This is a genomic window from Arthrobacter gengyunqii (assembly GCF_023022985.1).
GTDB classification, from domain to species: domain Bacteria; phylum Actinomycetota; class Actinomycetes; order Actinomycetales; family Micrococcaceae; genus Arthrobacter_B; species Arthrobacter_B gengyunqii.
In genome coordinates this window covers 3,217,546-3,237,221 of the sequence record NZ_CP095461.1, presented here as the reverse complement: position 1 = coordinate 3,237,221, position 19,676 = coordinate 3,217,546, and the positions used below count along the sequence as shown (strand labels likewise).

Genomic DNA, 19,676 nt, shown 5'->3' with positions numbered 1-19,676 from the left:
CCGGGGCGGAGCGCAGCGGAATTGACGCTGCCAACTGGATCCGGCCCGCACAGTGCCTTGAACGGCAACACTCTGCCCGGAAACAAACCGGGACACTCCGTGAACGTTGGCATTGGCATCGATGATCCGGCCCTGATGCTGGATCTCGTGGCCGCCATGCTCGAAGCCGGACAGCCGTTGCTTCAGGCACTTGCCGTGCTGGCTGATGTCGTGGATCCGAAAACCTCAAGGTGTCTGCGCCGGGTGCAGGCAGGGTTGGAACTGGGCGCTCCGTGGGCCGCGGCATGGGAACTGGCCTCCCCCGGCCCGGTCGGACTGCCCGCGCCGGCAACCCATCTGCGGAAGGCCCTGAGGTTTGCCGCAACCACCGGTGCCCCTTCCGCCGCCGTCCTGCTTGCGGAGGCGGCTCAAATCCGGCGCCGCCGGTCCCGGGAGGCGGAACGCCGGGCTGCCGCGCTCGGGGTGCGGCTGGTGGTGCCGCTGGGACTGTGTGCGCTGCCGGCATTCGTGGCTCTGTCGGTAGTGCCGCTGCTGCTGTCCCTTCTTCCATCCTTTCCGTAGCCACATGCTTCCGGGTCATTCCCATCCTCCACAGCCGACTTGGCAGCGGCCGTTGTCCGGAACGGCAGCCTTGCGTCTGGTTCCAAGGTTCCGGCCACTGAAGGATCGGATCACCGCCACAACAGCGGAGCAGTTACAGGTCGCAGCAATCACAACAGGAGGAACCATGCCAGGTCTAAGCAGATCCGTTACCACCGCCCAGCGCGGCCGAAGCTACAGCGGCGAACCGAGCTACGAGACGGATGCGCCGGTGACCGTCCTCTATCCTCAGCCACCGGAGAACGTGTATCCGTTTCCGGTCGACAAAGCAGCCCGCCGCCGCATAAGCATCCGAGACCGGGAAGCGGGAATGGCGACCGCCGAATATGCCATCGCCACCCTGGCGGCCGTGGCCTTCGCCGCCCTGCTTGTGGCGGTCCTGGGCAGCGGGGAGGTCCGTACGCTGCTGATGGGCTTGATCCGCAGTGCGCTCACCCTGGGGTAGGAGGTGAAACGGGCGGGGCCGCTCGACACAGCCGCTCGGGGAGCAGTCACGGCGGAATTGGCCGTCGGCCTGCCCGCGGTGGTTCTACTCCTGGCCGCCGTCCTCACGGGGGTGGCGGCGGGAGCCACCCAGCTCCGCGTCGAGGAAGCCGCGCGTGCTGCGGCCCGTGAACTCATGCGCGGAAGCGGTGCGGAGGCGGAGGACGCCGCCAGGAGGATCGCCGGCCCCAATGCCCTGATAGCCGTCTCGGTGAACGGGGAGTGGATGCAGGTGGAAGTCAGGTCGTCGGTCGCAGCTCCGTTGCTTGACCTGCTGCCGTTGGAAGTGACCGCCACGGCAGCTGTTCTTCCGGAGTCCCTGGCGCCGGGCGGCTAGAACACCGCGGGACGCGAAGTTCGGAACACCAAACCAGCGGTATGCAACCAGCGGCAAACAACCAGGAGGGAGGGCCGCCCGTGGGCCAACAGACCGCCCGTGGGCTGAGCGGGAAAGGAGGAATGTCCGAGCGGGGAGCCGGAACCGTGCTGATGCTCGGGGCCGGCCTACTGCTGCTGGTCCTGTGCGGGGCTGTTCTGCTGCTGCTGCAGACCACGGTGGCGGCAACCAGGGCGGCCACCGCGGCCGACCTCGCGGCGCTGGCCGCCGCGGATGCCGTGCGGGAACTCCGGCCCGGGGATCCGTGCAGTGCGGCCGGGGAGGTCGCTGCCCGCAACCGTGCCGTGCTGACCGGGTGCACGGTGGATGCCGGAGACCAGAGTGTGCAGGTGGAAACGGAAGTGCGGGTTCCGCTGCTGATGAGTTCTGCCACGGGTCAGGCCAGGGCGGGGCCGCCGCCGTGAACGTCCGTGTGCCGCGACGTCCGTGTTTAGCCCGAGTGCCGGGCGGCAGCGGCAGGATCCAGGAATCCGCCGGTTTCGGTTTCCCTGTTGCGGGCGTTGTCCAGCAGCACCTGCAGCAGGGTCACCGCCCCGGCCTTGGACAGCGGATTGTTCTTGTTCCCGCACTTGGGCGACTGCACGCAGGACGGGCAGCCGCGCTCGCACTCGCAGGCACGGATCGCGTCGCGCGTGGCAGTCAGCCACAGCTCGGCGGCTTCATAGGCCCGTTCGGCAAAGCCGGCACCGCCGGGGTGCCCGTCGTACACGAAGATCGTGGGCTTCTCGGTGTCCGCGTGCAGGGCGGTGGAAACACCGCCGATATCCCACCGGTCGGAGGTGGCGATCAGCGGCAGCATCCCGATGGAGGCGTGCTCGGCGGCATGCAGGGCGCCGGGGAAGTCCGCCGGAATCAGCCCGGCACCTGTGAGGAGGTGCTCGTCGATGACGAACCAGACGGCCTTGGTGAACAGTTCCTTGGCTTCGAGTTCCAGTGGTTCCTCGCCCAGGATCTCGTTGGAGATCAGGGCCTTTCGCTGGAAGGAGACCACCTGGGTGGTGACCTTGACGGTGCCGAAGCACACCTGGATCTCGCCCCACTGCGAGGTCCGCTCGGTCTCGATCACCTCGATCTGGGTGACGTCCCGGGCCTGGGTGTAGAACTCGGGGTTGCCGCGGGTGACCATGGCGCAGTGGTCCGCCTCGTTGAGCTCATCCACCATGAAGGTTTGTCCCTGATGGACGTACACCGCACCGGTGTGGGCCTGGTACTGGCTCTGCGGGGAGTCCATGGTGCCCAGCAGCATGCCGGTGTCGGACTCCACGATATTGATCGGCCCGCCGCCGTCGGCGCGCAGGTTCACCATGGCCGCGGCGCTTTCGGAATGCGTCCAGAACCAGCCGGAGGGCCGTCGGCGCAGGTAGCCCTGTTCCACCAGGGAATCCAGCAGCCCGGCAGCGGTGGGGCCGAAGAGCTCCCGCTCGTCCGGGGTCAGCGGGATTTCAGCGGCGGCGGCGCAGAGGTGCGGTCCCAGGACGTAGGGATTCGACGGGTCGAAGACGGTGGCTTCCACCGACATGTCGAAGATCGCCTCCGGATGGTGCACCAGGTAGGTGTCCAGCGGATCATCGCTGGCCACAAAGGCAGCCAGTGCGTCCTGTCCGGACCGTCCGGCCCGGCCGATTTGCTGGAACAGGGAAGCACGGGTGCCGGGCCAGCCGGCCACCAGGACGGCGTCCAGCCCGGAAATGTCGATGCCCAGCTCCAGTGCGGAGGTGCTGGAGATTCCCAGCAGCTCGCCGCTGCGCAGCCTTCGTTCCAGCTCGCGGCGTTCCTCGGGCAGGTACCCGGACCGATACGCCGCCACGCGGTCCGGCAGGGAAGGATGCACCTCGTCCAGCAGCCGCCGGGTGATGGTGGCAATGGTTTCGGCGCCGCGCCGGGACTTGATGAAGGCAATGGTGCGGACCTGTGCGGCCACCAGATTCGCCAGCAGGTCCGAGGTTTCCGCGATCACGGTCCGGCGGGAGCGCACCCCGTTTTCGCCCTTGAGCTCGGTGAGCTGCGGTTCCCAGAGGGCCACGGTGGTGGCTCCGTGCGGAGAGGCATCCCGCGTGATGGCCGTGACTTCGCCGCCGATGAGCCGCCCGAAGGAGGAAGCCGGGTCCGCCGACGTGGCGGACGCACCGATGAACACCGGATCGGCGCCGTAGTAGCGGCAGATCCGGCGCAGCCGGCGCATGAGGTTGGCTACATTGGAGCCGAACACGCCGCGGTAGCTGTGGGCCTCATCGATGATGACGTACTTGAGGCGGCGGAAGAACCTCGCCCACCACGCATGGTTGGGCAGTACCCCGAAGTGCAGCATGTCCGGGTTGGCGAGCACCAGGTTGGCATGGTCCCGGATCCAGCGCCGGGCGCCGGTGTCGGTGTCGCCGTCGTATGTTTCAGCGCGCACCGTGGGAAGGTTCAGCGCGTTCACGGCGGAGAGCTGGTCGGCGGCCAGCGCTTTGGTGGGGGCCAGATACAGGGCCACCGACCCGGTCGGCTCCAGGGTGACCCGGTCATCCAGTGCGGTGCGGTGGATCTCATCCAGCACCGGCAGCAGGTACGCCAGGGATTTTCCCGAGGCGGTGCCGGTGGAAATGATCGTGTGCCGCCCCGAGTGCGCAGCCTCCGCGGCTTCAATCTGATGGCGCCAGGGTTCGTGGACGCCCACCGTGCCGTAGGCGGCGACGACGTCGGGGTGTGCCCAGTCCGGCCACGGAACCGGAACAGCCTGCCGGGCCGGGATTTCGTGGACATGCACCAACTGTTCCGGGTCGGCGCCGGAGCCGAGCAGGGGGATCAGGGAATCATGTAGGGCCACTGTGCAATTCTCCCACCGGGCGGCGGGACGGCCGCAGTCCAAACCGCCCGCTCAGCCGCAGGCTGAACTGCGGGCGGTTTCTTCCCGGGACTACAGCTTCGGCTCGAACATCACCACGCTGGCCACGTTCTCCCAACCTAGGTATCGGTACAGCTCCAATCCGTCGGCGGTGGCCACCAGCAGCCCGGCATCGACGTCGTGCTCCAGGGCCACAGCGGTCAGCGCCCGCATCACATAACTGCCCAGCCCGCGCCGGCGGTAGCCGGGCTCCGTGACGATGCGGTCGTAGACCGCCGTATCGTCCACGATGGCAACGCTGCCGCTTGCCGCGAGCTCGCCCCCGGCCGTGACCGTGACAGTTCCCACTGTGCCGCTGCGCTGGGTTTCACAGTCAAACCCGTCCAGGGGCCGTGGATCCTCGATGTCCTGTCCGATCATGTCCATGGTCATGAAAACCTCGTCCGTTGACCGGACGTTGAGACCGTAAACGAGGGCAGTGCCGCGGGTTTCATTCACTCGTTCGGTGACGATCGTGAACAGCCGTTCCGGACTCATCCGGGCGGAGGACGCGAGTGCGGCAAACTCATCGGGGGAAGGCTCCAGTGCGAAGTACTCCCAGTCGTTCGTTTTGTCATGCAGCAGCACCGCAGGAAAACGGCCTTCGCGCCGTGTCTGGTAACCGCGTGCCCGGGACCAGCCGGTCACCCAGGTTTCAAGCAAATCGTCATTCAGCACTCTCATGAATGAACACTAGCGGCGCCGGGAGGCGAAAGGTATGTGCGCTGATGAAATTCAGCGTCCCGCTCCGGTCTACCCTTAATGAGTGGCCATGAATCGAATTGCACTGTATTACGCCTTCACGCCCCTCTCCGATCCGGAGGCGATCCGCCTGTGGCAGCGCACCCTCTGCGAAAAACTGGGGCTGCGCGGACGGATCCTCATCTCGCGTGACGGCATCAACGGAACCGTGGGCGGCGAGCTCAGCGCCGTGAAGGCGTATGTAAAGGCGACCCGGGAGTATCCGGCCTTCAAGAAGATGGACATCAAGTACTCCGAAGGCGGAGCCGAGGACTTTCCGCGCCTGAGCGTCAAGGTCCGCGACGAAATCGTCAGCTTCGGCGCCCCCGGCGAGCTCAAAGTGGATGAGAACGGCGTGGTGGGCGGGGGCACCCACCTGCGGCCCGAGGAACTGCACGAGCTGGTGGAGGAAAAGAAGGCCGGCGGCGAGGAGGTGGTCTTCTTTGACGGCCGGAACGCCTTCGAGGCGCAGATCGGCAAATTCAAGGGCGCCGTGGTGCCCGATGTTTCCACCACCCACGACTTCATCGCCGAACTGGATTCAGGGAAGTACGACGAGCTGAAGGACAAGCCCGTGGTCACCTACTGCACCGGCGGCATCCGGTGCGAGGTGCTGTCCTCCCTGATGATCAACCGCGGCTTCAAAGAGGTCTACCAAATGCAGGGCGGGATTGTCCGTTACGGCGAGGCCTACGGGGACAAAGGACTTTGGGAAGGGTCCCTGTATGTGTTCGACAAGCGGATGCACACCGAGTTCACCGAGGACGCGGCCACGATCGGGAAGTGCGTGCGCTGCGACGCACCCACCAGCAAGTTCGAGAACTGCTCCAATCCCTCCTGCCGCAAGCTCACCCTGTACTGCGCTGAGTGCGCCGCGGACCCTTCGACGCTGCGCTGCCCTGACGGCTGCACCGAGTAGGGACGCTGTGTGCCTCTGGCCTGTTGTGCCCTCCACCTGTAGCGTGCGTTTCACCCCGGACACCGTCGTCCGGGGAACGCAGACCCATAGGGGGAGCAGGCCATGGCACAGGAGCACAAGGAAAACACCGGCAGTGCGCAGGCAGGAACACCGGCAGGGGAGGACTGGGACCGGATTGTCGACGTCCTGGTGGTGGGTACCGGCGCGGCTGCACTGACGGCCGCGATCACCGCCGCCGAGGATGAACTGGACGTGCTGGTGGTGGAAAGCACCGACGTCTGGGGCGGCACCACCGCCGTTTCCGGCGGCGGGATGTGGATGCCCAACAACCCGCTGATGGCCAGGGCAGGTGTGCCTGACAGCACGGAAAAGGCCCTCACCTACATGGAAACGGTGATCGACGACGTCGGCCCGGTGTCCTCCCGAGAGCGCAAGCTGGCCTTCCTGCATGCCGTTCCCGACGTCGTCACCATGCTGGGCGCCCTGGGCGTGCAGTGGATGCGGTCCAAGGACTATCCGGATTATTACCCGGACAAACCCGGCGGCATGATCGGCCGCTCCCTGGAGGTCCGCCCGTTCGACACCAAGGTGCTGGGAACCTGGTTCAAGCAGTCGCGCGCCGCCAAGTCCGGCGTTCCCGTGCCGCTGATGACTGACGACGTCTGGGAACTCTCCCGCGCCTGGTCCACGCCCAGCGGCTTTATCCGCGGCGCGCGCTTCGTCTTCCGCACTTTGGGCGGCCTCGCCCGCGGCAAGCGGCTGTATGGGCTGGGCGGCGCACTGTCCTCCTCGCTCATGCACATTGTGCGCCAGCAGCAGACCCCTGTGTGGCTGTCCTCGCCCCTGATCGACCTGATCCAGGACGACGACGGCGCGGTGGTGGGTGCCGTTGTTACCCGCCGCGGGCGCAGCGTGCGGATCCGGACACGGAAGGGCGTGGTGCTGGGAGCCGGCGGTTTCGCCCGCAATGCGCAATGGCGCAAAAAGTATCACGGGCTGGAGCAGGAATACTCTTCCGCGCCCGAGGGTGACCAGGGCGACGTCATTGACCTGGCGGCCCAGCGCGGCGCAGCCCTGGCACTCATGGATGACGCCTGGTGGGGGCCGTCCACGGTGGCCCCCGGCGGCGGCGTCGCCTTCTCGCTGGCCGAGCGCTCCATGCCCCATTCGCTGGTGGTGGACTCGTCCGGCCAGCGGTACCTGAACGAATCCGAATCCTATGTGGACTTTGGCCACCACATGCTCGAACGCAACCAGACCGTGACGGCCAATCCGTCCTGGTTGGTGATGGAAGCCCGGCACCGGCGGCGCTACCTGTTCTCGGCCATCATGGTGGGGAAGAAGAAATGGGCGGCCGAAGGCCTGCTGCTGCAGGCTGACACGGTGGAAGAGCTGGCCGAAAAAATGAACGTCCCGGCGGCGGCCCTGGCGGCCACGGTGCAGCGGTTCAACGGTTTCGCCCGCACCGGCGTGGATGAGGACTTTGGCCGGGGCAACACCGCCTATGACAATTACTACGGCGATCCCGGAGTGAAGCCCAACCCCAACCTGGGTGCGCTGGAAAAAGGACCGTTCACCGCTGTCCGGCTCTACCCGGGGGACCTCGGCACCAAGGGCGGACTGGTGACGGATCCGGATGCCCGGGTGCTCCGCGAAGACGGGTCGGTCATCGAGGGCCTGTATGCAGCCGGGAACACCACCGCCTCGGTCATGGGCAGGACGTATCCCGGTGCCGGCGCCACCATTGCCCCGGCTGCGGTCTTCGGCTACTTGGCGGCACGGCACGCGGCCGGGCGGACGGCCGAACCGGTGTCCGCCGGACGCGGCGAGCTGGAGGAGGTTTCTGCTTCTTAGCGGAATCCCTGTGTCCGGACGCCCGGCGGGCCAGCCATAAACTGGGGGAGTGACTGATTTTGCCGGTGTACCGGATGCACCCCAGAGTTCCGACCTTCCCCTGCTCCAGGCCCTGGCCGCGGATTTGGCGGAGGCACGCTACACGGTGGACGGAGTGGCGGACTTCCTGGGGGAGTCCGCCGCTGCCGCCTTGGGCCGCGATCAGCTGGTGCCTGCGATCCTGCGCTGCCGTGAAGAGACGGCCAAGGCGGAACCGGATCCGGTTTCCGTCCTGATCCGGCTGTGGCTGGCCGGGGAAGAGGTGGACGCTGAACCGCTGGACGCCGCACTGCCGCGGGCCGGCACCCGGGGGCTGCTGGCGCTGGGACTGGCCGAGGCCGTGCCGAACGGAACGTTCCGCGCAGCGGTCGACCTTCGGCCGTATGAAATCGACGACGACGCCGACGGCGTGGACCTCTGGGTGGCCAGCGATTTGGGTGCACATCAGCGTCCGGGAGTCCTCCGGCATGACCACGTGCTGGGCATCGGTCAGGCCTCGCTGAGCTTGGCTCAGCTCACCATCCGCCGCCCGGTGGAGCGGGCCTTGGACCTGGGCACCGGCTGCGGCATCCAGGCCTTCCACCTTCTCCGCCATGCCCGGCATGTCACGGCAACGGATATTTCGGAACGGGCGCTCGCATTCACCCGCTTCAATCTGCTGCTGAATGCCCGCGCCCTGGACCTGGATCCGCAGCACCTTGGCAAGCGGGTGGCACTGCGCATGGGCAGCCTGCTGGAACCGGTCGCCGGAGAGCAGTTTGACCTGGTGGTGTCCAACCCGCCGTTCGTGATTACGCCCCGCACCCGGGCCGAGAACGCGGAGGACCGCTTCACCTACCGCGACGGCGGCCTGGCCGGAGATGAAATCGTAGCCACCCTTGTGCGCACCCTTCAGGATGTCCTGGTTCCCGGCGGCACGGCGCAAATGCTGGGCAACTGGGAGATCCAGGAGAGTGATCTTGCCAACAGTGAGCTTCGTGAAACGCAGGAAACCGGGTCCCGGAACTGGTCCTCGCGGCTGGAGTCCTGGCTGCCGCCGGAAACAGATGCGTGGGTGATCCAGCGCGAAATCCTGGAGCCCGCCGAATACGCGGAAATGTGGCTGCGAGACGCCGCAGAGAACCGGAACCGTGCCGAATATTTGGACTCCTACGCCGCCTACCTTGAGGATTTCGCCTCCCGCCGGGTGCGGGCCATCGGCTTCGGATCCATCTTCCTGCGCCGCCGGCCCGTGCCGGGAGCCGCACCGCTGCGGCGGTTTGAGGAGATCACCCATCCGCTGGAACAACCCGTTGGACCGCACCTTGGCGCCGCCGTCGGGCGTTTTGACTGGCTCGCAGCGCTCCCCTCGCTGGAGAACGCGCACCTGGAGGTAGCCGACGACGTCACCGAGGAACGTCACTCACGGCCCGGTGCCGAACATCCCGGCGTCATCCTGCTGCGTCAGGGAGCGGGGCTGCGGCGCACCAATTTGATGAGCACGGAGCTGACCGGCTTTGTCTCCGCCAGTGACGGGGAACTGTCCGTGGGGCAGATTATCGGGGCGCTTGCAGTGCTGCTGGAGCGCCCGGAACCGGAGTTTGCCGCCGGACTGGAAGCCGAGGTCCGCAACCTGGTGCTGGACGGTTTCCTGGTTCCCGCTGCCAGTTAACGGCCGCCGGGGGACGTTCGGCTTTTCGGTCCTATCGTCAGCAACTCCCATTCAATGCGGTTACCCTAGTGCTGGGGCATCCCGCATACTGTCTGAGGATGTAGCGGTCCAGGGACCAGAGCCCGGACACAACAACCCATACTTTTGAACCACCTTCGTACGTAGGAGAACAGTGCCAGTTAAGGCGACGGACAAGAAGACCGGCAAGAAGTTAGTCATTGTCGAGTCTCCCGCCAAGGGCAAGACCATTGCCGCTTATTTGGGCGAGGGCTTCGAGGTGACGGCTTCAATGGGTCATATCCGGGATCTGCCGCAGCCGTCGGACCTGCCGGCCGAGTTGAAGAAGACGGCCGTGGGCAAGTTCGCGGTTGACCTGGACAACGACTTCGAGCCGTATTACGTGGTGTCCACGGACAAGAAGAAGAAGGTTGCCGAACTCAAGGCTGCCCTGAAAGACGCCGACGAGCTTTACCTCGCAACTGACGGTGACCGCGAAGGCGAAGCCATTGCCTGGCATCTGTTGCAGGTGCTCAAGCCCAAGGTTCCCGTTCACCGCCTGACCTTCCCCGAAATCACCAAGGAAGCCATCCAGCGCGCCCTGCTGGAAATGCGCGACGTCGACGTGGCCATGGTGGACGCGCAGGAAACCCGCCGCATCCTGGACCGCCTTTACGGCTACGAAATCTCTCCCGTCCTTTGGCGCAAGGTGGCACGCGGCCTGTCCGCCGGCCGGGTGCAGTCCGTGGCTACCCGCCTGGTCGTGGAACGTGAACGCGAACGCATGTCATTCCGGACCGCCTCTTACTGGGACCTGCTGGGAACCTTTGCCACCGGAGCGGCCGAATCCTTCAAGGCCAAGCTGGTCTCCGTGGACGGCGCCCGCGTCGCCACCGGCAAGGACTTCAGCGACCTAGGCGAGCTCAAGGGCAAGGCCGTTGCCCACCTGGACGAAGCGGCAGCCACCTCGCTGGCAGCGAACCTGGAATCGTCGTCGTTCACTGTCCGCTCAGTGGACACAAAGCCGTACACCCGCCGTCCGGCCGCCCCGTTCACCACCTCCACCCTGCAGCAGGAGGCCGGCCGCAAGCTGCGCTATTCCTCCAAGGTGACCATGCAGGTGGCCCAGCGGCTGTATGAAAACGGCTACATCACCTATATGCGTACCGATTCGCCCGCACTGTCGGACCAGGCGATCAACGCCGCCCGCCGCCAGGCCTCGGAACTGTACGGCCCCGAGTATGTGCCCGAAGCGCGCCGCGTGTACAAGGGCAAGTCCAAGAACGCGCAGGAAGCCCACGAGGCCATCCGCCCCGCCGGTGACTCCTTCCGGACTCCGGCGCAGGTGGCGTCCTCGCTGCGCGGCGACGAATTCAAGCTCTACGAACTGATCTGGAAGCGCACCGTCGCCTCCCAGATGGCTGACGCCAAGGGCTCCACGGCGTCCGTCCGCCTCGGCGCTGTGGCGTCCGACGGCCGGGACGCCGAATTCTCCGCCTCCGGCACCGTCATCACGTTCCGCGGTTTCATGGCCGCCTACGAGGAGGGCCGCGACGCCGTCCGCGACGACGACGCCGAAGGCACCGACGGCGCACGCCTGCCGGTCCTGAAGGCCGACGACGTCCTCACGGCCGCCGAGCTGAACGCCGTCGGACACGAGACGTCCCCGCCGCCGCGCTACACCGAAGCCTCGCTGGTGAAGGTGCTTGAAGAACTCGGCATCGGCCGCCCGTCCACCTACGCCGCCACCATCTCCACCATCATGGACCGCGGCTATGTCACCAACCGCGGCCAGGCACTGGTGCCGAGCTGGATCGCCTTCTCCGTGGTCCGCCTGCTGGAAGAGCACTTCACGGACTACGTGGACTATGACTTCACCGCCGAACTGGAAGAGGACCTGGACCGCATTGCCCGCGGCGAGGCCGGCCGCGTGGAGTGGCTGAACCAGTTCTACTACGGTGACCGCGTGGACACCGGCCTGCACACGATCGTGAACGACCTCGGCGAGATCGATGCCAAGGCGATCAACTCGATCGAGATTGCACCGGGAATCGTCCTGCGCGTGGGCAAGTTCGGCCCCTACCTGGAACGCCCGCTGCCCGCTGACGCCCCGGAAGGCACCGAACCCGAGCGCGCCAACGTTCCCGAAGACCTGGCTCCGGATGAGCTGACCGCCGAAAAGGCGATCGAACTGATGGAGACGGCCGGACCGGAAGAACGTGTCCTGGGCGAGGACCCGGAAACGGGACGCACCATCGTGGCCCGCAACGGCCGCTACGGACCGTACGTAATTGAGCTGATCCCCGAGGTCACCGCCGAGGAACTGGCGAACCAGCCGGTGGAGTATTACAAGAACGGCAAGCCCAAGCCGCCGAAGAAGCCCGTGAAGCAGAAGCCGCGCACCGGGTCGCTGTTCAAATCCATGAGCGTGGACACCGTCACGCTTGAGGAAGCGCTGAAGCTGATGAAGCTCCCGCGCGTGCTGGGCACCGACGCCGAAGGCAACGAGATCACCGTGCAGAACGGACGCTTCGGCCCGTACCTGAAAAAGGGCACTGACTCGCGTTCGATCGGATCGGAGGAGGAAATCTTCACCATCACGCTGGAACAGGCGCTGGAGATCTACTCCCAGCCCAAGCAGCGCGGCGGCCGGCAGGCTGCGGCTCCGCTGGCCGAATTCGGTACGGATCCGGTGTCGGAAAAGCCCATTGTGGTCAAGGACGGCCGCTTCGGTCCGTACATCACCGACGGCATCACCAACATCACGGTTCCGCGGTCCACCGCCATTGAAGAGCTGACCCGCGAGCAGGCCATTGACCTGCTCGCGGAAAAGCGCGAAAAGGGTCCGGTCAAGAAGCCTGCCGCCCGCAAGCCCGCGGCCCGCAAGCGCACACCGGCGAAGAAGTAGGCGAACCGCCCGCTCCGGCAGCGAAGCGGATCCCGGCCCGGACGCAGCCGCTGTGTGCAGCGGCTGCGTTTTCGGAGCGGATAATGGTGTCATGCGATTAGGCGTGCTCGACATCGGCTCCAACACCGTCCATCTCCTCCTGGTGGACGCGCACCCGGGTGCCCGGCCCGTGCCGTTCGCTTCCCATAAGCGTCCGCTGTCGCTGATCGCCCATCTGGACGACGACGGCGCCATCACCGAAGCGGGCCAGCGCGAGCTGATCAATTTCGTTGCCGAGGCCGGTGACTTTGCCCGCCGTCACCGCGCCCAGGACCTGCTGGCGTTCTGTACCTCAGCCATCCGCGAGGCAGCCAACGGTGAGGCCGTGCTGGCCCGGGTCGAGGCCGAAAGCGGTGTCCACCTGCGTGAACTCAGCGGGCCCGAGGAGGCGTCCCTCACCTTCCTGGCCGTCCGCCGGTGGTACGGGTGGGGAGCAGGAACGTTGCTGGACCTGGACATTGGCGGCGGGTCCTTTGAAATGGCGCAGGGCGCCGACGAGCTGCCCGAAACTGCGCTGTCCCTGCCGCTGGGAGCCGGCCGCCTGACCCGGGACTGGCTGACGGGTGATCCGCCCACTGCCAAAAGCATCAAGAAGCTGCGCAAATACATCCGTGGCGCGGTCCGCGATGCTGCCGCTGAGTTTGAACTCCAGGGCCGGCCGGACCTTGCCGTGGGCACGTCCAAAACCTTTCGGTCGCTGGCCCGTATTGCAGGCGCCGCGCCGTCCGCAGCGGGCCCCTATGTTCGTCGTCGCCTGGAGCGCACAGACTTGGGGTTGTGGACCAAACGGCTGGAGACCATGAGCATCGATGACCGCAGCAACCTCGGCGGAGTGTCGCCGATCCGTGCCGCCCAGGTACTGGCAGGTGCCATGACCGCCCATGCCGCGATGGAAGCCTTTGACCTGCCGGTGTTGGAGATTTGCCCGTGGGCACTGCGCGAGGGGCTGATCCTGCAGCGTTTCGACACTCTCCGCTTCGAATCGGACGGGCCGCTTCCCGACAGTCCGCGAACGGAGAGCATCCCTCAGGTCCTGGGTTCCGGCTCCGGAGCCGAACGCAGCCTTATCTACGGAAAGTCCAACTGAATGCCTATTTCACCCCAGTTTCCATCGGTGGACGAAAGCGGCGCCCAGGTCATTCCAGTGGCCCTCTCCAGCGCTTCCGTCTACCCGCTGTCCGTGCATGACACCTTCGCCATCGCCCATGATCTGGGCTACGACGGCGTGGAAATCATGGTTACCGGCAACAGCGACAGCCAGAACCCGGAAACCCTGAACGGACTCAGCGAGCGTTATTCACAGCCCATCCTGGCCATCCACGCGCCTACCCTGCTGCTGACCCAGCAGGTGTGGGGCAAGGCCTGGACCAAGATTGAGCTCTCCGCCGCCATGGCCGCGGAAGTCGGAGCCACCACGGTGGTGGCACATCCACCGTTCCGCTGGCAGTCCGGGTATGCCGAGAACTTTGCCGAGGGCGTGCGGCACATCGCAGACCAGTACGGGGTCACCATTGCGGTGGAAAACATGTACCCGTGGCGGGTCCGCGGGCGTGAGGCCAAGGCCTACCTGCCGCATTGGAACCCCATCCCCGAACCCTATGAGCACGTCACCTGGGACTTCTCCCACGCGGCTATTGCCGGCATGGACTCCTATGAGGAACTGCGCAAGCTGGGATCCCGGCTGCACCACGTGCACCTCACCGACGGCACCCCCAACGGGCGCGATGAGCACATGCTGCCCGGCGAAGGCACCCAGCGCTGCGCCGAGGCCCTGCAGTACCTAAGCGAAACCGGATTCGCCGGGGTGGTGGCGATTGAAGTGAGCACCCGCAAGGCCAAGGGTGCAGGGGAGCGGGAAGACCAGCTGAAGCAGACGCTGGAGTTTGCCCGCATGAATCTGGGCCAGATTTCGGAGTAGCGCCCCCTCTCCGGACCTGCTCGTCACGGAACCCGGCAGCGCCGTGCCATGACAGAATCGGGAATATGGATACCGGAGAAACCCACCTGACCTTTTTGGGCTGCGGCTCAATGAACGAAGCCATCCTGAGCGGAATCCTCGCCGGCGGGCTGCCGGCCGCGCAGGTGACCGCCACCGTGCGGCGCCCCGAGCGGGCCGCTGAGCTGCGTGAACGCCACGGGATCACCGTGCTGGCCAACAATGACGACCCCGAAGCAAACCGCACTGCCGTGGCCGGCGCCGACGTCGTCATCATTGGGGTGAAGCCGGTGGGCGTCGCAGCACTGCTGGCCGAGATTTCCTCCGCGCTGCCGGGCGGCGCCGTCGTGATCAGCGTGGCTGCCGCCGTGTCGCTGGAGATGCTGGAAGCGGGGCTTCCCACCGGGCAGCCGGTTATCCGGTCCATGCCCAACACCCCGGCCAAGGTGGGCCGCGGAGTGGTGTCGATCTCCGCCGGAACCAGTGCCACGGAGGCCACCATGGCGCTGGCCGCCGAACTGCTTGCCTCCACCGGACGGGTGGTGCAGGTTCCCGAGGAGCAGGTGGACGCCGTCTCTGCGGTCAGCGGATCCGGCCCCGCCTATGCCTTCTACCTCGCCGAGGCCATGGCCCGCGCCGGGGTGGAACTGGGCCTGGACCCCGAGCTGTCGGCAGTGCTGGCCCGCGACACCGTGGCCGGCGCCGGCTACATGCTGGCCGAGCCCGGGGCCGATGCCACAGCACTGCGCCGCGGGGTGACCAGCCCCAACGGGACCACGGAAGCGGCCATCCGGAGCTTCGACGAGCAGGACCTGCCCGGCGTCATCGCACGGGGGGCGCGGGCAGCCGCTGAACGTGCCGCTGAAATCACCGCCGAACTTTCGGCCAAAAAATAGAACACCGGGGCTGAGGATTCGGGGGCTGAGGTTTCGGGCGGACCCCTTCAGTGTGCAGATCTGGTGGGTTGCCCGGAGCCCGGCTCATCTGGTGTGCAGGTCTGGTGGGTTGCCGGCGTCGGAAGCCGCCATACCTGCACACCGGGAGGGCCTGCAGGGCAGCGACCCCGCCATACCTGCACACCCGGCGGTTCGCGGGGAGGCTGAGCGTCCTGTGCAGGGAAACGCTACGGCCGGGCGGCGAACCGCTCGAGCAGATCCACGTGCCCGGAGACGATGAGCATGTCCCGGGAAGAAACCTTGGTATCTGCGCGGGCATAGGTGAAGTCCTCGCCCGGGGACTTCACCCCCACCACCGTCACGCCGTATTTGGAACGCACGTTGGACTCGCCGAGGGTGAAGCCCTGGGTTTCCCGGGGCGGATACATCTTCACGATGGCGAAGTCGTCGTCGAACTCGATGAAGTCCAGCATCCGGCCGCCCACCAGGTGCGCGGCGCGCCGGCCGGCGTCGGCCTCCGGATAAATGACGTGGTTGGCGCCGATACGGGCCAGGATCTTGCCGTGCGCCGAGGTGATGGCCTTGACCCAGAGGTGCTCGATGCCCAGGTCCACCAGGTTTACGGTGATCAGCACGCTGGATTCGATGGAGGTGCCCACGCCAACGACGGCGGAGGAAAAGTCCTGGGCGCCCAGTTGCTTGAGGGCGTCAATGTTGGTGGCATCGGCCTGCACCACATGGGTGAGGATGCCCGAGGCCTTCTGGACCAGGGCCGGATCCCGTTCGATGGCCAGGACCTCGCGGCCCTGCTTGACCAGCTGTTCGGCCGTGGCGGAGCCAAAGCGTCCCAGCCCGATAACGAGGACGGGAGCGTTGTGAGCTGGTCTGTCAGCCAATGATCGGCCTTTCTTCGGGGTAGTGGTACAGCGTGCTGCGCTGCCGGATCGCCAGCGCTGCGGCAAGAGTGATCGTACCTACGCGGCCGGCGAACATCAGTGCTGACAACAGGTACTTGCCTTCCGGAGGCAGCGCTTCACTCAGTCCTATACTCAACCCGCAGGTGGCAAAGGCGGAAATCACCTCGAACAGCACCGGTTGCAGCGTTTCCCCCGTGATCGCAAGCAGCGCGACAGTGGACACGGCCACCATAGTGGCACCAAGGATGACCACGGAGATGGCCACACGCATGGCGCTGTAGGCAATGGTGCGGCCGAAGGCACGGACGTCGGAATCTCCGCGGGCCTCAGCCACGATGGCAAGGAAGATAACGGCCAGTGTGGTGACCTTGATGCCGCCTGCGGTGGAGGCCGAGCCGCCGCCGGCAAACATCAGCATGTCGGTGATCAGCAGCGTGCTGGCATCCAGGTCGGACATGTTCACCAGACTGAAGCCGCCGGAACGGGTCATGACGGATGCGAAGACTGAATGGAGGATCCGGTCCGCCACGTTCATGTCTCCGATGGTGCGGCTGTTGAACCATTCGAAGGCGCCCCACAGGATGCTGCCGCCCACCAGCAGGATGGTGGTGACCAGCAGGGTGAGCTTGGTGTGCAGGTTCCACCGGCGCACGTGCAGCCTGTTCTGCAGCAGGACCATGATGACCGGGAAACCCAGGCTGCCCAGGAAAACCCCGACCATCAGGGGGGCCAGGATCCACAGGTCCTCGTCATAGGGCACCAGGCCGTCCGAGTGCGGTGTGAAACCGGCATTGTTGAAGGCTGACACCGAGTAGAACACCGCATGCCAGATGGCCTGGCCCGCAGATTCGCCCAGGATCATGAACCGCGGGGCCAGAATAGCGGCCAGGACTAATTCAATCGCCACGGTGGTGCTGACCACGATGCGCAGCAGCGAACCGACTTCACCAAGCCGGCCGGTGTTCATGCCTTCCTGGGCGATCAGCTTTCCGCGCACTCCGAGCCGCCGGTTGACGGCAAGAGCCAGCAGGGAGGCCATGGTCAGGATTCCCAACCCGCCCACCTGGATGGCAATCAGGATCAGGACCTGGCCAAAGCCGGACCAGTGCGTTGCGGTGGAAACAACAGTGAGGCCGGTGACGCAGACAGCAGACACCGCGGTGAAGAGAGCGTCATGCAGAGGAGTGACCTGACCGGTGCTCGAAGACGCGGGCAGGGACAACAACGCCGTGAATAAAAGGATGACCAGCGCGAAGACGATCAGGGCCAGCCGGGCGGGGGAGCCTGCGGCCACGGCATCCACGAAGTCACGCAGGCCGGAGAACACCTTTGCGGGCTGCAGCTGCCGGAGCAGCCGCAACTGGTCCCGGGATTCCCTGGGCTGCCGGATGGTTGCCATAATCGTGCTTGTTTCCTTGGTGACAGGTGAAAGTAGGCGGGGTCGCGGTGCTCAACAGTAGTACACCACCGATGCAGCGCTGAAGCAGGGGACCATGGCCAATGCGGCCGCGTTCAAACTCCAAGTATCGCGCACATCGCGTAGCCTGTTCAGCATGATCAACCGCGGACTGAGTCTTCCGGTCATGCCAACCCGCATCATCTGGCACGAGTCCATGCTGGCCTACAACTTTGGCACAGGACATCCCATGAGTCCGCTGCGCCTGGACCTCACCGCCAGGCTTGCCCGCGAGCTGGGAATCTTTGATCTGCCAGGCGTGTCAGTGGGGGAGCCCTTCGTTGCCAGCGACGCGGAGCTGGGCACCGTCCACGGCAGCGACTACATTGCCGGCGTCCGTGCCGTCAGTGCGGATCCCACGGCGACCAGCGAGAAGTTCGGGCTCGGAACCGAAGACAACCCCGCGTTTGCGGGCATTCATGAGGCCAGCGCCCGACTGGCGGGCGGATCCCTGGCAGCAGCGGACGCGATTCTGTCCGGCGAGGTGCTGCACGCGGTAAATTTTGGCGGCGGAATGCATCACGCGGCAGCCAACCGTGCCTCAGGCTTTTGCATCTACAACGACGCCGCGGCCGCCATCGCCCGGCTGCTGGACAACGGCGTCGGCAAGGTCCTGTATATCGACGTCGACGCCCATCACGGCGACGGAACCCAGAGCATCTTCTGGAACGATCCGCGGGTCATGACCATTTCCCTGCATGAGACCGGGCTGACGCTCTTCCCGGGCACCGGTTTCGCCAATGAAACCGGCGGCCCCGGCGCTGAAGGAACCGCCGTCAACGTGGCACTGCCGGCCCGGACCTCCGACGCGGGGTGGCTGCGGGCCTTCCACGCCGTGGTTCCGCAGCTTGCCGAAGCCTTTGCGCCGGAAGTCATCGTCAGCCAACACGGCTGTGACAGCCATCTCCATGACCCGCTGACCAACCTGCGGCTCAGCGTTGAAACCCAGCGGCAGGCGGCCCTGTCCATTGCTGACCTTGCCAACACCATCTGCGGGGGGCGGTGGATAGCCACCGGCGGCGGCGGCTACAACGTGGTGTCCGTGGTTCCCCGTTCCTGGAGCCTGCTGATGTCCGTGGCAGCCAACGGCAGGGTCCGCTGCAACACGCCGGTTCCCGAGCCCTGGCGGAATTATGTGAAGGAACACTACGGAGAGGATTCCCCGCCGCTGATGGGCGACGGTGTTGACCTCTGGTGGCGGTCCTGGGAAGTGGGATACGACCCCAACGACGAGATTGACCGCACAGTGATGGCCACCCGGAAAGAGGTCTTTCCGCTGCACGGACTCGATCCCTGGTTTGATTAGCTGCCGAAGGCCGGGACGCAGGGGTCATCTTCCCCCGCGCCCCGAAGCCTGTCTTTTCCCGGGGAACGGATAAAGTGGGGATCATGGTCATCGATGATGTTTTTGCGGTCATTGCGGAAGGCACCCGCCGTGAACTGCTGGGAGCGCTGCGCAGCGGAGACAAATCCGTGGGCACGCTCGTGGAGGAACTGGAAGTAAGCCAGCCCACGGTGTCGAAGCACCTGAAGGTCCTTCGCGAAGCGGGCCTGGTCTCCATGCGGGCCGAGGGGCAAAAACGCTACTACTCGCTGCAGACGGCTCCGCTGGAGGAAATCGTGCTCTGGCTGCGGGCCTTCGACCTCCCGTCGCTCCAAACGGCCGCCAACGCGGATCCCCGGCTGGCATCCGTTGCCGCAGGATCGGTCCTGCCGTCGCAGCCGGGCAGGCAGTTCTTCGCCGGCCGATCGTCGTCGTCGGCAGACCACCGTTCGGCAGCGGCAGCAGCAGCGGCCGGGCTGGAATCGGGCAGTGCAGAGGCAGTGCCGGCGGGCGTGGATCCGGCCCTGGCACCCCATCTGGGCCGCACGGTGGGCCGCGCCGCAGAACGCGCTGCAGACCTGCTGGGACAGTTCCCGAAGTTCCGGCGCCGGCGCCCCTAGCCTGACTTTCCCCGTCACACATCGCAGGCCGGG

Annotated in this window: 17 protein-coding genes; 13 read left to right on the top strand and 4 right to left on the bottom strand. The window is 66.1% G+C overall.

Going from position 1 to position 19,676, the window contains the following annotated elements; translation table 11 throughout:
* The first annotated feature begins 99 nt into the window (after positions 1 to 99).
* The 4 genes from MUG94_RS14935 to MUG94_RS14920 all read left to right on the top strand — a co-directional run bounded on the left by MUG94_RS14935 (position 100) and on the right by MUG94_RS14920 (position 1,884).
* Positions 100 to 561 (top strand): type II secretion system F family protein, encoded by a 462-nt coding sequence (locus MUG94_RS14935; RefSeq protein WP_227890504.1) that lies wholly within the window; start codon positions 100 to 102, stop codon positions 559 to 561.
* Positions 562 to 727: 166 nt separating this feature from the next.
* Complete coding sequence (locus tag MUG94_RS14930; protein ID WP_227906939.1) at positions 728 to 1,045, top strand: DUF4244 domain-containing protein; 318 nt, start codon at positions 728 to 730, stop codon at positions 1,043 to 1,045.
* 3 nt (positions 1,046 to 1,048) lie between these two features.
* Positions 1,049 to 1,420, top strand: a complete 372-nt coding sequence (locus MUG94_RS14925; RefSeq protein ID WP_227906937.1) for a TadE family type IV pilus minor pilin — start codon at positions 1,049 to 1,051, stop codon at positions 1,418 to 1,420.
* 122 nt (positions 1,421 to 1,542) lie between these two features.
* A complete protein-coding gene (locus MUG94_RS14920) occupies positions 1,543 to 1,884 on the top strand; it encodes an Rv3654c family TadE-like protein (protein ID WP_227906936.1) in 342 nt (113 codons plus the stop codon).
* A 26-nt stretch (positions 1,885 to 1,910) separates the two neighbouring features.
* Here the strand turns inward: MUG94_RS14920 and MUG94_RS14915 are convergent, their stop codons facing one another.
* Together MUG94_RS14915 and MUG94_RS14910 are read right to left on the bottom strand one after the other, a co-directional pair.
* Entirely contained in the window at positions 1,911 to 4,289 is a 2,379-nt protein-coding gene (locus MUG94_RS14915) for a DEAD/DEAH box helicase (protein WP_227906934.1), read from the bottom strand.
* 90 nt (positions 4,290 to 4,379) lie between these two features.
* Positions 4,380 to 5,030, bottom strand: coding sequence for a GNAT family N-acetyltransferase (locus MUG94_RS14910; protein ID WP_227906932.1), 651 nt, complete (start codon positions 5,028 to 5,030; stop codon positions 4,380 to 4,382).
* An 82-nt stretch (positions 5,031 to 5,112) separates the two neighbouring features.
* On the opposite strand from MUG94_RS14910, the gene trhO reads away from it, so the two are divergent.
* From trhO to proC, 7 genes are all read left to right on the top strand, one after another.
* Positions 5,113 to 6,006, top strand: coding sequence for an oxygen-dependent tRNA uridine(34) hydroxylase TrhO (trhO, locus tag MUG94_RS14905; protein WP_227906930.1), 894 nt, complete (start codon positions 5,113 to 5,115; stop codon positions 6,004 to 6,006).
* Between the two features lie 102 nt (positions 6,007 to 6,108).
* Positions 6,109 to 7,860, top strand: a complete 1,752-nt coding sequence (locus tag MUG94_RS14900; RefSeq protein ID WP_227906928.1) for an FAD-binding protein — start codon at positions 6,109 to 6,111, stop codon at positions 7,858 to 7,860.
* 49 nt (positions 7,861 to 7,909) lie between these two features.
* Positions 7,910 to 9,550, top strand: coding sequence for a DUF7059 domain-containing protein (locus MUG94_RS14895; protein ID WP_227906927.1), 1,641 nt, complete (start codon positions 7,910 to 7,912; stop codon positions 9,548 to 9,550).
* A gap of 172 nt (positions 9,551 to 9,722) precedes the next feature.
* Positions 9,723 to 12,455 carry a type I DNA topoisomerase gene (topA, locus tag MUG94_RS14890; protein ID WP_227906925.1) on the top strand — a complete coding sequence of 911 codons (2,733 nt, stop codon included), beginning with the start codon at positions 9,723 to 9,725 and terminating at the stop codon, positions 12,453 to 12,455.
* A 91-nt stretch (positions 12,456 to 12,546) separates the two neighbouring features.
* Entirely contained in the window at positions 12,547 to 13,581 is a 1,035-nt protein-coding gene (locus MUG94_RS14885) for a Ppx/GppA phosphatase family protein (RefSeq protein WP_227906923.1), read from the top strand.
* The gene (locus MUG94_RS14880) at positions 13,582 to 14,412 is read left to right on the top strand and encodes a sugar phosphate isomerase/epimerase family protein (protein ID WP_227890493.1); all 831 of its coding nucleotides are present in this window, start codon (positions 13,582 to 13,584) and stop codon (positions 14,410 to 14,412) included. It abuts the gene before it with no gap.
* A gap of 65 nt (positions 14,413 to 14,477) precedes the next feature.
* Positions 14,478 to 15,326: a pyrroline-5-carboxylate reductase gene (proC, locus tag MUG94_RS14875; protein ID WP_227906921.1), complete on the top strand. Its 849-nt coding sequence runs from the start codon at positions 14,478 to 14,480 to the stop codon at positions 15,324 to 15,326.
* Positions 15,327 to 15,553: 227 nt separating this feature from the next.
* Here proC and MUG94_RS14870 read toward each other — a convergent pair whose 3' ends face one another.
* Together MUG94_RS14870 and MUG94_RS14865 are read right to left on the bottom strand one after the other, a co-directional pair.
* Complete coding sequence (locus MUG94_RS14870; RefSeq protein WP_227890491.1) at positions 15,554 to 16,222, bottom strand: potassium channel family protein; 669 nt, start codon at positions 16,220 to 16,222, stop codon at positions 15,554 to 15,556.
* Positions 16,215 to 17,642: a TrkH family potassium uptake protein gene (locus MUG94_RS14865; RefSeq protein WP_227906919.1), complete on the bottom strand. Its 1,428-nt coding sequence runs from the start codon at positions 17,640 to 17,642 to the stop codon at positions 16,215 to 16,217. The genes MUG94_RS14870 and MUG94_RS14865 overlap by 8 nt, the downstream gene beginning before the upstream one ends.
* A 154-nt stretch (positions 17,643 to 17,796) precedes the next feature.
* On the opposite strand from MUG94_RS14865, the gene MUG94_RS14860 reads away from it, so the two are divergent.
* A complete protein-coding gene (locus tag MUG94_RS14860) occupies positions 17,797 to 19,005 on the top strand; it encodes an acetoin utilization protein AcuC (RefSeq protein WP_227890489.1) in 1,209 nt (402 codons plus the stop codon).
* Positions 19,006 to 19,088: 83 nt separating this feature from the next.
* On the top strand, positions 19,089 to 19,643 hold the full coding sequence (locus MUG94_RS14855) for an ArsR/SmtB family transcription factor (RefSeq protein ID WP_227906917.1): 555 nt from the start codon (positions 19,089 to 19,091) through the stop codon (positions 19,641 to 19,643).
* The last annotated feature ends 33 nt before the right edge of the window (positions 19,644 to 19,676 follow it).